Here is a 13,689-nt window from a genome sequence, read left to right as displayed (position 1 = left end):
GGTCATGGCGCTAAGCTAATGGCAGGTTGACGTTTACGTCAAGGGGCGAAAAAGGATCGCAGCCTGCGTCAGCTCCTGCAGGAAAATGCATATCCATGTAGGAGCTGCCGCAGGCTGCGATCTTTTGAACGGCTTTACGCCGTTTTAGTGTCGAGCTTTTTCTCCTGCGCCGTCACCTGCTGGCACAACTCGATCATCTGCTCGCGCATCCAGCGGTTCGCCGGGTCCTGGTCAGTGCTTTCGTGCCAGTAAAGATGGGTTTCCACTGGCGGCACATCGTTGACTGGCAGATAAAAGGCGTGCAGGTCGTTACGTCGGGCGAAGCGTTCCGGCACGGTCATGACCATGTCCGTCTGTTGTAGCACTTGCGAGGCCATCAGGTAATGCTGGGAGCGCAGGGCGATCTTGCGCTGGATGCCCATCTTGCCCAGCGCCAGGTCGACATAGCCGAGGCCGCTGCGGCGGCTGGAAATATGGATGTGGGTCAGGCCCAGGTAATCATCCAGGGTGAATTTCTCTTTGCCCGCCAGCGGGTGCCCCTTGCGCATGGCGCACACGTAGCGGTCTTCCATCAACTTGACGTGACGTACCTGCGGGTCGGTGTTGAGCGGCGCATCGACCGCGAAGTCGAGGCGACCGGCCGCAAGTTCCTTGGTGGTTTCGCGGCGTTTGGACAGGAAGCTTTCGATGATCACCGTCGGCGCCAGGCGGCGCAGGCGCTGGAACAGCGGCGGCAGGATCACCGCTTCGGTGAGGTCGGTCATGCTGATGCGGTAGGTCTTGACCGCTTGCTGCGGGTTGAAAATGCGGCTTTCCTGCACCGATACGCGCAACAGCGAGAGGGCGTTGCGCACCGGGCCGATGATGTTCTGCGCCATCGGCGTGGGCACCATACCCTGGGCGGTGCGCACGAACAGCGGGTCATTGAAGGTCTCGCGCAGACGCGCCAGTGCGTTCGACACCGCCGGCTGGGTGATGCCGACGATTTGCCCGGCGCGGGTCAGGTTGGCTTCGGTGTAGATCGCGTCGAAGACGATGAAAAGGTTGAGATCGACCTTGCTCAGATTCATTACGCGGCTCTCTTATTGTGTGGGCGGACTGACCGTGACGATCAGCCGATCATATATCGGTGATGAATGTTTATACACGCCGAGAATAGGCTAGGTAAATTATCAACGCTGTTCTAGCATCGATCGCATGACCTAAACAACCTCCCCCAAGAAGGTATCTCGCTCATGGATTTCGCTTATTCGCCCAAGGTTCAGGAACTGCGTGAGCGCGTAACAGCGTTCATGGACACCTACGTTTATCCCGCCGAAGCCGTGTTCGAGCGCCAGGTTGCTGAAGGCGATCGCTGGCAGCCGACCGCGATCATGGAAGAACTCAAACTCAAGGCCAAGGCCGAGGGCCTATGGAATTTGTTTCTGCCTGAGTCCGAACTGGGTGCCGGGCTGACCAACCTCGAATACGCGCCGCTGGCGGAAATCATGGGCCGCTCGTTGCTGGGGCCAGAGCCGTTCAACTGCTCGGCACCGGACACTGGCAACATGGAAGTGCTGGTGCGTTACGCCAACGAAGAGCAGAAACAACGCTGGCTCGAACCATTGCTGCGCGGCGAGATCCGCTCGGCCTTCGCCATGACTGAACCGGATGTCGCGTCCTCCGACGCCACCAACATGGCTGCCCGTGCGGTGCGCGATGGCGACGAGTGGGTGATCAACGGTAAGAAATGGTGGACCTCGGGTGCTTGCGACCCCCGCTGCAAAATCCTGATTTTCATGGGGCTGAGCGATCCTGACGCGCCACGCCACGCGCAGCACTCGATGATTCTGGTGCCGGTGGATGCTCCCGGCGTGAAGATCGTGCGCCCGCTGCCGGTGTTCGGTTACGACGACGCTCCCCACGGTCACGCCGAAGTGCTGTTCGAAAACGTCCGGGTGCCGTACGAAAACGTCCTGTTGGGGGAAGGCCGCGGCTTCGAAATTGCTCAAGGTCGCCTTGGCCCGGGCCGGATTCACCACTGCATGCGTTCGATCGGCATGGCCGAGCGCGCACTGGAACTGATGTGCAAGCGCTCGGTGAGCCGCACCGCATTCGGCAAACCCCTGGCGCGGCTGGGCGGTAACGTCGACAAGATCGCCAACTCGCGGATGGAAATAGACATGGCACGCCTGCTGACGTTGAAAGCGGCGTACATGATGGACACCGTCGGCAACAAAGTGGCGAAAAGCGAGATCGCGCAGATCAAGGTCGTCGCGCCGAACGTGGCGCTGCGGGTGATCGACCGGGCGATCCAGATCCATGGTGGAGCGGGGGTTTCCAACGATTTCCCGCTGGCCTACATGTACGCGATGCAGCGTACTCTGCGCCTGGCCGACGGCCCGGACGAAGTGCACCGAGCGGCGATCGGCAAGTTCGAAATCGGCAAGTATGTGCCGAAGGAGATGATGCGTAGCGGGCATTAAGACCGCGTTATCGTTCATCGCGAGCAGGCTCACTCCCACAGGTTCACTGCGATCCCTGTAGGAGTGAGCCTGCTCGCGATGGCGTCAGTAAATTCACCCTCTCAACCTCAACCTCAATATACCCAAACCTCAACCCGCCGATTCTTGATCCTTCCCTCATCGGCGCTATTGGCCGCCACTGGCATTTCGGCACCGAATCCGCGTATCTCGCGAAACACCACGCCGCTCTTCACCAATTCCCGCCGTACTGCCATGGCCCGCAGTTTCGACAGCAGATCGGCGCGCGCCGGGTCGCTCTTGGCATCGCCAAACCCCACCAGCGTCACTTGCCCGGACATTTTGTCTTGCTGCTTTATATAGTCGAGCACTCGCGTCAGGTCTTGCCGCGCCTTGTTGTCCAGGCTGGCACTGCCTTCCTCGAAACGGAAATTCACCGACAGCCGTTGGGCATGCCGACTCAGCGCCTGATACCCCTCGGGCATCAACGCATTGGGGGTGACGGCCATGGCCTGGACGGTCTGGGCAACAAACCCGTTGGCGGCGACAATCGCCTGCCCTTTGCTGCTTTGGGCGTAGGCCACCAGCGCTTGGGCCCAGGGATTTTTCCCGTTGGGTGGCAGATAGAAGAACAACCGGCGGGACAGCGGATAATCTTCCGTGGCAATCAGGCTGTTGAGCGGCAGCATGGCTTGGGATTGCCCGTCGACAATGGCCACGGCTTTGGCCTGGCGCACGTAGGGCAAACCGATAAAACCGATGCCTTGCGGGTCGGCGCTGACCGCATCGGACAGTTGCTCGCTGGATTCGAAGCGCTTCGCCGCGCCGCTCAGGTTTTTCCCGCGGCCACTGAGGACCAGTTCCTTGAAGGTGTCGAAGGTCCCGGACTGATCATCCCGCGCATACAGGTGAATCGGTCCGCCGCGACCACCGATGTCTTCCCAGGTTTTCACCTCGCCACTGAAGATGCGCGCCAGTTGCACGGTGTCGAGTTGGTTCAGCGGGTTGTCCGGATGAAGGATGATCGCCAGGCCATCGATGGCGATGACCTGTTCGGCGCTCGGGCTTTTCAGGTCACCGAGGGATTCGAGGTTAGCCAGTTCGCTGTCCTTGATCGGGCGCGATGAGGCGGCCAGGTCGGCGCTGGCTGCGTTGAGCGCAGTGAAACCGGTGCTGGAACCATGGGCCGCCACCTCCACCACGACCCGCCGACCCTGAACTGTTTCGCCGACGATGCGCAGTTCATTGACGGTGTCCGGGGATTCGCGGTGGATCTTGCGCAGGCCTTGTTCATTCATCAGGCCCTCGACCAGCGCCGGTCCCAATGCCGCACCGATGGTGTTGGAACCCTGAATGCGCAGCACCGGGCCGTGCTCGGGTGTCGGCAAGTCGCCGGCCGGGGCCGCCTGCGGCAAGCCCATGCACAGCATCAACAGGAACAGCACGCGCAGCATCATGCCGGCACCCTACATAGCCAAAGGAGGTGTCGGGAGATTAAGTCAGTAAGGTTTCCGAAAAATGACAGCTAAAAGATCGCAGCCTGCGGCAGCTCCTACAGGTATAGGTAGGAGCTGCCGCAGGCTGCGATCTTGGGCTTTTTAGCTCAATTCAAGCCAGATCGGCGCATGGTCCGAAGGTTTTTCCATGCCACGCAGTTCGTAGTCCACCCCTGCGGCTTTCACCCGTGGCAGCAAGCCCTGGGAGGCGAGGATCAGGTCGATGCGCAGGCCACGCTTGGGTTCGTCTTCGAAGCCACGGCTGCGGTAGTCGAACCAGCTGAAGGTGTCGGTCACGTCCGGGTTCAGGTGACGGAAACTGTCCACCAGGCCCCAGTTCTTCAAGCGGGCCATCCACTCGCGCTCTTCCGGCAGGAAGCTGCATTTGCCGGTTTTCAGCCAGCGCTTCATGTTGTCCGGGCCGATGCCGATATCGCAGTCTTCCGGGGAAATGTTCACATCGCCCATCACCACCAGTGGCTGGTGGTTCTCGAACTGGCTTTCCAGCAGTTGCTGCAAATCGCTGTAGAAGCGTTCCTTGGCCGGGAATTTGGTCGGGTGGTCGCGGTTTTCGCCCTGTGGGAAATAACCGTTCATGATGGTCACCGGCACACCATTGGCGTCGGCGAAGGTGCCCCAGATGAAGCGTCGTTGGGCGTCTTCTTCGTCGGTGGCGAAACCCTTGTGCAGGGCCAGCGGTTCCTGACGCGAGAGCAGGGCGACGCCGTAATGCCCCTTTTGTCCGTGGAAATACACGTGGTAGCCCAGTGCTCTGACTTCATCGAGGGGAAACTGGTCGTCGTGGACCTTGGTTTCCTGCAAGCCGATCACATCGGGCTGGTGTTTTTCGATCAGCGCCGCCAGCTGATGGGGACGGGCGCGCAGCCCGTTGATGTTGAAGGAGACGATCTTCATGGCCGGCAGTCCTGGCAAAAGGGCGATGCTAGCTGACATGTGGGAATCGGGCCAGTGTGGGGTGAGGGGATTTACTGTGTTCTGCCAGCTTTGTGTCGGCAGCAATGGCCTCATCGCGAGCAGGCTCGCTCCCACAGGGAACGGATGTGGTCTGTACCTTTGTGGGAGCGAGCCTGCTCGCGAAGGCGATTTCATTGCCTACACTGATTTCGGATCTGTAAGGAACTGTGTCAGCGTCGATCAGTTCGTAACAACAAGAGTGCAGCCACCCGAGCTGTGCCGGGGAGATCAACCGTCATGCCCGAAACCTCGACCGCCATTGCCGATATTCACATGCTTGACAGCGGCTACGCCCGCGAAGCGCGTTCGCTGCTGTACCAGGCTTATCGACACGAGCCGACTTTCGGCTATTTGTTCGAAGCCGAACGCCCCGGTTACGAACAGCGGGTTCGCGCCACCGTGCGCGAACTGGTGACCCAGCATTTTCTCCAGGACCTGCCGGCCATCGGCCTGCTGGTCAACGACCGCCTGATCGGCATCGCCCTGATCGCGCCGCCGCAACGTCGTCTTGGTGTCACCGAAAGTTGGGCCTGGCGCCTGCGCATGGTGCTCAGCACTGGATTTCGCTGCACCCGTCGCTACCTCGAATATCACGCTGCCGTGGAGGCCTGTGTGCCGAACGACTCGGTGCACGTCCTGCCGTTGCTGGGGGTGCATCCGCAATTCCAGGGCAAACATTTCGGCGAGCAGTTGTTGCAGGCCGTGCACAACTGGTGCGCGGTGGATGAAAACTCACAGGGCGTGATTCTCGACACCGGGAATCCTCGCTATCTGGAGTTCTATAAGCGTCAAGGCTACGAGGAAATTGGTGAGGTCGCCGTAGGACCGATCCGCGAACACGTGTTTTTTCACCCCAATCCCCAGGTGTTACATACTGCAACGGCTTGAGCGGCGAACTTTCCGGGTCTGTCAGGCTCTATCACGCTCTCAAGCTCGTGATAGCATCCGCGCCTATGAAGTTTCCAGGAAGAATTACCAGCGGTGTGCTGATGCTGATGACCAGCTGCACGGCGCTGGCTCAAAGTGAATTGGATGTACGGATCAAACCGTCCAATGATGAGCTGAAGGCCAATATAGAGGGCTATATCGGCAGCCTCGGCGATCGCGACGAGCAGGCATTGCTGCGCTTCAGCCGCGGCGCCGAAGAACAGGCGCACAAGGCCGCCCAGGCCTTGGGCTACTACCAGCCGCACATCGACAGCGAGGTGAAGGGTGGCGACACGCCGCGCCTGGTGCTGACGGTCGACCCCGGCGAGCCGGTGCACTTGCGTAACGTCACGGTGCGTGTCGACGGTCCGGCAGCCTCCCTCAAGTCCTTTCGAGTCCCCAAAAGCGACGCACTCAAGCCCGGCGCAGTGCTCAATCATGGTCATTACGAGGATGCCAAGCGCCTGATCCAGAATCAGGCTTCGCGTTATGGCTTTTTCAGCGGCCGCTTCACCCGTTCAAAACTGTCGGTCGACCCGCGTGCCGGCGTCGCCGATATCGAACTGATCTATGAAAGTGGCCCGCGCTATACCTTGGGCAAGGTCAATTTCGAGGGTGATACGCCGTTCGATGACGAGCTGTTGCAACGCATGGTGCCATTCAAGGCCGGCGAGCCGTATGACTCGGAATTGATCGCCGAACTCAATCAGAACTTGCAATCGAGCGGCTACTTCGAAGGCGTGCGCGTGGACGCGGCACCCAAGGCGTCCAGGGACGATGCGATCCCGGTGGACGTCAAGCTCGAAACCCGCAAGCCGCGAACCATGGGCCTGGGCCTGGGTTTCTCCACCGACGTCGGCCCACGTGCCAAGGCCAACTGGACCCGACACTGGGTCAACGCCCAAGGGCACAGTTATGGCTGGGAAACCGAAGTCTCGGCGCCGCGGCAAAACGTCGGGCTGTTCTACGACATTCCACTGGACCCGCCACTGACCGACAAACTGCGTTTTGCCGGCGGTTATCAGAATGAGGACATCGCGGGTACCGACACCCACAGTAAGCTGCTGACCCTCGGCCCCGAGTGGCACAGCAAATTGCCCAGCGGCTGGCAACGGGTGGTGTCGCTGAAGTGGCAGCGCGAGGATTACCAACTTGGCGATGACTCCGGGCTCAGTAACCTGCTGATGCCCGGTGTGAATTATTCGTACCTGAAAAGCGACAACCGCATCGACCCGCATAACGGCTATCGGCTGCAATTCGAATCCAGAGTGGCCAAGGAAGGTTTGGGTTCCGACAGCAACCTGCTCTACGGCACGGCGCTGGTCAAAGGCTTGACCACGGTGTTCGATAATCACCGCTTCCTCGGGCGGGTGCAGGTCGGCGGCAGTGCCACCAACGGCTTCAAATCGGTGCCGCCATCGCTGCGCTTCTTCGCCGGTGGCGATCAGAGCGTGCGCGGTTACGACTATCAGAGCCTGTCCCCGGAAAACTCCGACGGCGACCGCATCGGTGGTCGCTACATGGTGGCCGCCAGCGCGGAATATCAGTATTCCGTCGCCGAAAAATGGCGGATCGCGACCTTTGTCGATCAGGGCAACGCCTTCAATACACTCGAACTGCCGAACCTCAAGACCGGGGTCGGTATCGGCGTGCGCTGGGTATCGCCGGTGGGGCCGATCCGCCTCGACCTGGCCCACGCGCTGGACGACGATGGCGGCATTCGACTGCACTTTTCCATGGGGCCTGAGCTGTGAAGCGTGGTTTGAAAGTAACGCTGCTGGCGATAGTGGCGCTGTTGATGCTGGTTGTCCTGACGCTGGCCACGGTGCTGGGGACGGCGACGGGCAGCCGCTGGGCGTTGGGCTTCGTGCCGGGTTTGACCCTGGACAACTTCCAGGGCCGGCTGGGCGGGCAGTGGAGTGCCGACCGGGTGTTGTGGCAACAGGCCAATAATCGGGTTGAGCTGAACAAGGTGATTTTTGCCTGGTCGCCGTTGTGCCTGTCCCGCAGGGCCTTGTGCATCGAGCAATTGCAGGCCGATCAGGTCAGCCTGACGTTCCCGCCGGGTGCCGAAGAGCCAGACAGCGGCCCGATCACGCTCCCGGAGCTCAAGTTACCGTTGGCCCTGGAACTGGGGGGGATCAAGGTCGGCAGCCTGTTGTTCAACGGCAGCGAAGCGCTCAAGAGCTTGCAACTGGCGGCGCACTGGACGGCGGCCGGTTTGAGGATCGATTCGGTGGCGTTGCAGCGCGATGACCTGAGCCTGAACCTGTCCGGCCTGCTGCAACCCTCCGGTAACTGGCCCCTCAGTGCCGAAGGCAAGCTGACCCTGTTGTCGACGCCTGAGCCCTTGGCGCTGGCGCTGAAAGTCGACGGTGACCTGCTCAAGACTCTGAACCTGAAAGCCGACAGCAGCGGTTACCTCAACGGGCAACTGACCGGCGAACTGCAACCGCTGGTGGAAAACCTGCCGGCCAAGGTGCGGATCACCGCCGATGGCTTCAAGCCCGGTGCCGATCTGCCGGACACCCTGCAACTCAATCAGCTTGAGCTCACGGGGGCTGGCGACTTGAAGAACGGCTACGCGCTGCTCGGCAAAGCCACGCTGCCCGCCGAGCAAGGGCCAGTCGCCCTGGCGCTGCAAGGCAAGGTCGACGCCAGGGGCGCGCAGATCGCCGCGCTGGACCTGACCGCCAACGACAAGCAAAGCCTCAAGCTCACAGGGCAGCTGGATTGGAGCGAGGGCTTGAGCGCTGAAGCGAAGATCGACTGGCTGGACTTTCCGTGGCACAGGCTTTATCCGCTCATCGACGAACCGCAAGTAGCGCTTCGCACGTTCACCGGCGAAATCTCCTACACAGACGGCAAGTACCTTGGTCACTTCGCCGCGGCGGCGGATGGTCCGGCCGGCGCCTTCACCCTGGCCAGCCCTTTCGCCGGCGACCTGACGAAAATCTACCTGCAACAGATTCAACTTCAGGCCGGGCAGGGCAAGGCTGAAGGGCACCTGAACCTGCAATTCGCCGACGGCATTGCCTGGGACACCGCGCTGGACCTGTCGGCGATCAACCCCGCGTACTGGGTCGCGGAGCTGCCGGGTACGCTGGCCGGGCCGTTGCGCAGCCAGGGCGAGATGAAGAACGAAGTGCTCAGCCTCAATGCCGACCTGGACCTCAAGGGCAAACTGCGCGGTCAACCGGCGGTGATCCAGGCCAAGGCCGATGGCCGTGGCGAGCAATGGAACCTCAATGCCCTGCAAGTTCGTCTCGGCGACAACAGCATCAGTGGCAAGGGCAGCCTGCAACAGAAACTCGCCGGCCAGATCGATCTCAAGCTGCCGCGCCTGGCCCAGCTCTGGCCAGAGCTGCGCGGCCAGCTCAATGGCCGCGTGGATGTCGCCGGCACGCTCAACGCGCCCCAAGGCAAGCTTGACCTGCAAGGCTCGCAACTGGCTTTCCAGGACCATCGCCTGCAAAGCCTGAACCTGGACGCCACGCTGGACAGTGCGCAACGGGCGAAAATCGACCTCAAGGGCAGTGGCATCCGGGCCGGTGACACATCGCTGGGAACGCTGACCGCCAGCGGTCAGGGTGACATCAAAAACCAGAAGCTGAGCCTCGATCTGCAAGGGCCGAAGCTGAAACTGGCGCTGGGTCTGGACGGTGCACTGGACAAGGGCAATTGGCGCGGACGCCTGGCCAGCGGTGATATCCAGGCCGGTGGCCAGGACTGGAAGCTGCAAGGGCCGGCGAAACTCGAACGCCTGGCGGACGGCAAAATCAATTTTGGCGCCCATTGCTGGGCATCCGGCCAGGCCAGCCTGTGTGGAGAAGACTCGCGCCTGATGCCCGAGCCGAAACTGCGTTATCACCTCAAGCAGTTCCCGATCGACAGCCTTGCGCAATGGTTGCCGAAGGATTTCGCCTGGCAGGGCCGCCTCAACGCCGACCTGCAACTGGACCTGCCGGCCAGTGGCCCGAACGGCCAGATCAGCGTCGATGCCGGCGGGGGCACGTTGCGCATCAAGGATAAGGACCAGTGGCTGGACTTCCCGTACCAGACTCTGAAACTCACCAGCAAACTCACGCCCAAACGCATCGACACCGAGCTCAATTTCGTCGGTGGCAAGCTCGGTGAGCTGATGGTGCAGGCGCAACTCAATCCGTTGCCGAAGAACAAACCGTTGAGCGGCTCGTTCCGCTTGAGCGGGCTGGATCTGTCGGTGGCGCGGCCGTTTGTGCCAATGGTCGAAAAGCTGGCCGGGCACCTCAATGGCAGTGGCACGATTTCCGGTGGGCTGTTGGCGCCACAGATCAATGGCAGCCTGCAACTCAGCGACGGCGTGATTGCCGGACCTGAACTGCCGATGGAGCTGCAAAACCTGCACGTTCAAGCGCTGATCGCCGGCGAAAACGTATCGGTCAATGGTGGCTGGAACAGCGGCAAGGTTGGGCAAGGCAGCCTGAACGGCAACATCGCCTGGGGGCAAGCGCTGATGGTGGACCTGGCGCTCAGGGGCTCGCAGTTGCCGGTCACCGTCGAGCCTTACGCCAAGCTTGAGGTCGCACCGGATCTGAAAATCTCGATGAAGGATGGCGAGTTGGCCATCGCCGGTAAAGTGCTGGTGCCCAAGGGCGAAATCACCATTCGCGATTTGCCGCCGTCGACGGTCAAGGTCTCCGATGACACGGTGATCGTCGGTCAGCAAACCGATGAGGGCAAGCCGCCGCTGGCGATGAAGATGGACATCGAGGTGCTGGTCGGCGAGGACAAGTTGAGCTTCGCCGGGTTTGGCTTGACCGCGAATGTGCAGGGGCATGTGCACATCGGTGACAACATGGACACCCGTGGCGAGCTGTGGCTGAACGATGGCCGATACCGCGCCTACGGCCAGCGGCTTTCGGTGCGCCGGGCACGCTTGCTGTTTGCCGGGCCCATCGATCAGCCGTACCTGGACATCGAGGCCATTCGCAAGACCGACGACATCATCGCCGGCATTCGCCTGAGTGGCAGCGCCGAGCAGCCGACCACACAGATCTTCTCCGAACCGGCCATGAGCCAGGAGCAGGCCCTGTCCTATCTGGTGCTCGGGCGTCCGCTGAGCAGCAATGGCGAAGACAACAACATGCTCGCCCAGGCGGCCCTCGGTCTGGGCTTGATGGGCAGTTCCGGAGTGACCAGTGGCCTGGCCAAGAACCTGGGCATCCAGGACTTCCAGCTCGACACCCAGGGCAGCGGTACTGCCACCAGTGTGGTGGCCAGCGGCAATATTTCCGAGAAGCTCAGCCTGCGCTATGGCGTCGGTGTGTTCGAACCGGCCAACACCATTGCCTTGCGCTATAAGCTGAGCAAGAAGGTCTACCTCGAAGCCGCGGGTGGCGTGGCCAGTTCGCTGGACATCTTCTACAAGCGGGATTTCTAGACCCGCTTAAAGCAAAAGATCGCAGCCTTCGGCAGCTCCTACAGGGTTTTATGTACACCCGTAGGAGGGGCCGCCTCGTCTTCGACGCCGCGCTGTCGCGCAGCAAACTGAGGGAGCTAGAGTTGAAGAGCGTGCGCGGGGCAGAGACCGTCATTAGCACTGGTGTGACAGCACCCGAGTAGGAGAGTGGTCCGCACGGTATCGGCGTGGAGTCGTTGAAGGCACGGCATGCCGTGACCTCGTATAAGAGAGTGAACCCTTTCGCCACCGTGTACCCCGCGCACGCTTTTCCATCCTGCGAGGAATTGGCATGGCGCGCAAGAACCAAAAACGCTTCGAGATTATCCACCACGACTGCGCTGGTATCGATGTTGGCAGTCGTGAGCATTGGGTCGCGGTCAATCCCGGGCGCGGCGATAACCCGGTTCGCAAGTTTTCGACCTTCACCGATGACCTGATCGCGTTAGCCGACTGGCTCGCGTCATTGAAGATCAAGGTCGTGGCCATGGAGGCCACCGGCGTCTACTGGATCCCCCTTTTCGAAGTGCTGGACGCGCGGGGATTTGAGGTTTATCTGGTCAACTCCCGTGCAACCCGGCAGACCTCTGGCCGCAAATCCGATGTCCTCGATTGCCAATGGATCTGGCAACTCATGACGCACGGCCTGTTGAGCGGGGCTTTTCGCCCTTCGGATGAGATTTGCTCGATGCGTTCCCTGGTGCGCCAACGGGCCAATAAAGTCTGCGATCAGGCCAAGTCCATCAATCGGATGCAAAAAGCCCTGAGGGGCCGCCTCGTCTTCGACGCCGCGCTGTCGCGCAGCAAACTGAGGGAGCTAGAGTTGAAGAGCGTGCGCGGGGCAGAGACCGTCATTAGCACTGGTGTGACAGCACCCGAGTAGGAGAGTGGTCCGCACGGTATCGGCGTGGAGTCGTTGAAGGCACGGCATGCCGTGACCTCGTATAAGAGAGTGAACCCTTTCGCCACCGTGTACCCCGCGCACGCTTTTCCATCCTGCGAGGAATTGGCATGGCGCGCAAGAACCAAAAACGCTTCGAGATTATCCACCACGACTGCGCTGGTATCGATGTTGGCAGTCGTGAGCATTGGGTCGCGGTCAATCCCGGGCGCGGCGATAACCCGGTTCGCAAGTTTTCGACCTTCACCGATGACCTGATCGCGTTAGCCGACTGGCTCGCGTCATTGAAGATCAAGGTCGTGGCCATGGAGGCCACCGGCGTCTACTGGATCCCCCTTTTCGAAGTGCTGGACGCGCGGGGATTTGAGGTTTATCTGGTCAACTCCCGTGCAACCCGGCAGACCTCTGGCCGCAAATCCGATGTCCTCGATTGCCAATGGATCTGGCAACTCATGACGCACGGCCTGTTGAGCGGGGCTTTTCGCCCTTCGGATGAGATTTGCTCGATGCGTTCCCTGGTGCGCCAACGGGCCAATAAAGTCTGCGATCAGGCCAAGTCCATCAATCGGATGCAAAAAGCCCTGAGCCAGATGAACATTCATTTGGCCAACGTCATCAGTGACATTACCGGTGTGACCGGCATGAAAATTCTTAACGCGATCAACCAGGGCGAGCGCGACCCGCTGGTTCTCGCCGCGTTGCGAGATCGGCGCATCAAGGCGGACCAGGCCACCATCGCTCGCAGTCTGCATGGTAATTGGCGTGCCGAACACCTCCACGCGCTGAGCCAGGAGTTAGCCTGCCATGACTTCCTGGTAACGCGGATCGCCGACTGCGACAAGGCCATCGCGCAAGTGCTTGAACGGCTACCCAGGCTCCAGGAAGCGGTGCCGGTTGCCGGCAAAGTGCTGCGAAGTCCTCATCTTTCGGCTGCGCAGCAGAGCGCCTTGCATCAAGCCTTGGGCCAAGTGATGGGCGTGGACTTGACCGCCATCCCGACGATCGGCGTGGATACGGCACTGGTTCTGGCCAGCGAATTGGGGCCTGATTTGTCGCGTTTCCCGACCTCTCAACACTTTTGTTCCTGGCTCGGTGTGGCGCCGCCGACCCGCATATCGGGAGGAAAAGCGCTTCCCGGCAAACCCCCCAAGGTAATCAATCGGGCGTCCCAGGCTCTTAAGCAATCAGCCTCCAATGCCCGCAACGACAAAAGCTTTATCGGTGCCAGCCACCGGGCCCGTTTAACCCGGATGGACACCGGCTGCGCGATCAAGGCGACCGCGCACCAACTGGCGCGACTGATCTACGCCATGCTGACCAAGGGCCAGCCCTATGTAGAAAAGGGTATCGAAGCTTTTGAAGCGAAAAGCCGCAGCCGACAGTTACGCGCCTTGGAACACAAGGCGCGCAAGCTGGGCATGCAGTTGGTGATGGCTGGATAATTTTTAGAGCAAAAACAATGGGTTATTTTTTGTTTGATAAGAGCTG

General features: G+C 60.8%; 9 protein-coding genes. 6 read left to right on the top strand and 3 right to left on the bottom strand.

The genetic code is table 11. The annotated features are described in order from the left end of the window. Window positions 1-134: 134 nt before the first annotated feature. Window positions 135-1,070 carry a LysR family transcriptional regulator gene (locus KGA83_RS23525; protein WP_108219081.1) on the bottom strand — a complete coding sequence of 312 codons (936 nt, stop codon included), beginning with the start codon at window positions 1,068-1,070 and terminating at the stop codon, window positions 135-137. Between the two features lie 165 nt (window positions 1,071-1,235). On the opposite strand from KGA83_RS23525, the gene KGA83_RS23520 reads away from it, so the two are divergent. Then, window positions 1,236-2,465, top strand: coding sequence for an acyl-CoA dehydrogenase (locus tag KGA83_RS23520; RefSeq protein ID WP_223531046.1), 1,230 nt, complete (start codon window positions 1,236-1,238; stop codon window positions 2,463-2,465). Between the two features lie 113 nt (window positions 2,466-2,578). On the opposite strand, the gene KGA83_RS23515 is transcribed toward KGA83_RS23520, so the two are convergent. Both KGA83_RS23515 and xthA read right to left on the bottom strand, forming a co-directional pair. Further along, on the bottom strand, window positions 2,579-3,919 hold the full coding sequence (locus KGA83_RS23515; RefSeq protein ID WP_223531045.1) for a phosphate ABC transporter substrate-binding/OmpA family protein: 1,341 nt from the start codon (window positions 3,917-3,919) through the stop codon (window positions 2,579-2,581). A 141-nt stretch (window positions 3,920-4,060) separates the two neighbouring features. Next, entirely contained in the window at window positions 4,061-4,873 is an 813-nt protein-coding gene (gene xthA, locus KGA83_RS23510; protein WP_115948206.1) for an exodeoxyribonuclease III, read from the bottom strand. A 297-nt stretch (window positions 4,874-5,170) separates the two neighbouring features. Here xthA and KGA83_RS23505 point away from each other — a divergent pair, with 297 nt between their 5' ends. From KGA83_RS23505 to KGA83_RS23485, 5 genes are all read left to right on the top strand, one after another. Continuing rightward, window positions 5,171-5,821 (top strand): GNAT family N-acetyltransferase, encoded by a 651-nt coding sequence (locus KGA83_RS23505; RefSeq protein WP_103395455.1) that lies wholly within the window; start codon window positions 5,171-5,173, stop codon window positions 5,819-5,821. A gap of 65 nt (window positions 5,822-5,886) precedes the next feature. Next, window positions 5,887-7,614, top strand: a complete 1,728-nt coding sequence (locus tag KGA83_RS23500; RefSeq protein WP_218430455.1) for an autotransporter assembly complex protein TamA — start codon at window positions 5,887-5,889, stop codon at window positions 7,612-7,614. Then, on the top strand, window positions 7,611-11,282 hold the full coding sequence (locus KGA83_RS23495; protein ID WP_223531044.1) for a translocation/assembly module TamB domain-containing protein: 3,672 nt from the start codon (window positions 7,611-7,613) through the stop codon (window positions 11,280-11,282). The genes KGA83_RS23500 and KGA83_RS23495 overlap by 4 nt, the downstream gene beginning before the upstream one ends. Before the next feature lie 310 nt (window positions 11,283-11,592). Further along, a complete protein-coding gene (locus KGA83_RS23490) occupies window positions 11,593-12,183 on the top strand; it encodes an IS110 family transposase (protein WP_263292712.1) in 591 nt (196 codons plus the stop codon). A 128-nt stretch (window positions 12,184-12,311) separates the two neighbouring features. Beyond that, window positions 12,312-13,643: an IS110 family transposase gene (locus KGA83_RS23485; protein ID WP_223531043.1), complete on the top strand. Its 1,332-nt coding sequence runs from the start codon at window positions 12,312-12,314 to the stop codon at window positions 13,641-13,643. Window positions 13,644-13,689 lie beyond the last annotated feature (46 nt).

Origin of the sequence: Pseudomonas sp. GL-R-19, from assembly GCF_019956375.1 — a bacterium.
Taxonomy (GTDB): Bacteria; Pseudomonadota; Gammaproteobacteria; order Pseudomonadales; family Pseudomonadaceae; genus Aquipseudomonas.
This window is presented reverse-complemented; position numbering and strand designations above follow the sequence as displayed.

Bases quoted from the DNA above. Each gene is read 5' to 3' on its own strand.
- KGA83_RS23515 (WP_223531045.1), bottom strand. From the start codon at position 3,919: ATGATGCTGCGCGTGCTGTTCCTGTTGATGCTGTGCATGGGCTTGCCG.
- KGA83_RS23520 (WP_223531046.1), top strand. From the start codon at position 1,236: ATGGATTTCGCTTATTCGCCCAAGGTTCAGGAACTGCGTGAGCGCGTA.
- KGA83_RS23490 (WP_263292712.1), top strand. From the start codon at position 11,593: ATGGCGCGCAAGAACCAAAAACGCTTCGAGATTATCCACCACGACTGC.
- KGA83_RS23525 (WP_108219081.1), bottom strand. From the start codon at position 1,070: ATGAATCTGAGCAAGGTCGATCTCAACCTTTTCATCGTCTTCGACGCG.
- KGA83_RS23505 (WP_103395455.1), top strand. From the start codon at position 5,171: ATGCCCGAAACCTCGACCGCCATTGCCGATATTCACATGCTTGACAGC.
- KGA83_RS23485 (WP_223531043.1), top strand. From the start codon at position 12,312: ATGGCGCGCAAGAACCAAAAACGCTTCGAGATTATCCACCACGACTGC.
- KGA83_RS23500 (WP_218430455.1), top strand. From the start codon at position 5,887: ATGAAGTTTCCAGGAAGAATTACCAGCGGTGTGCTGATGCTGATGACC.
- xthA (WP_115948206.1), bottom strand. From the start codon at position 4,873: ATGAAGATCGTCTCCTTCAACATCAACGGGCTGCGCGCCCGTCCCCAT.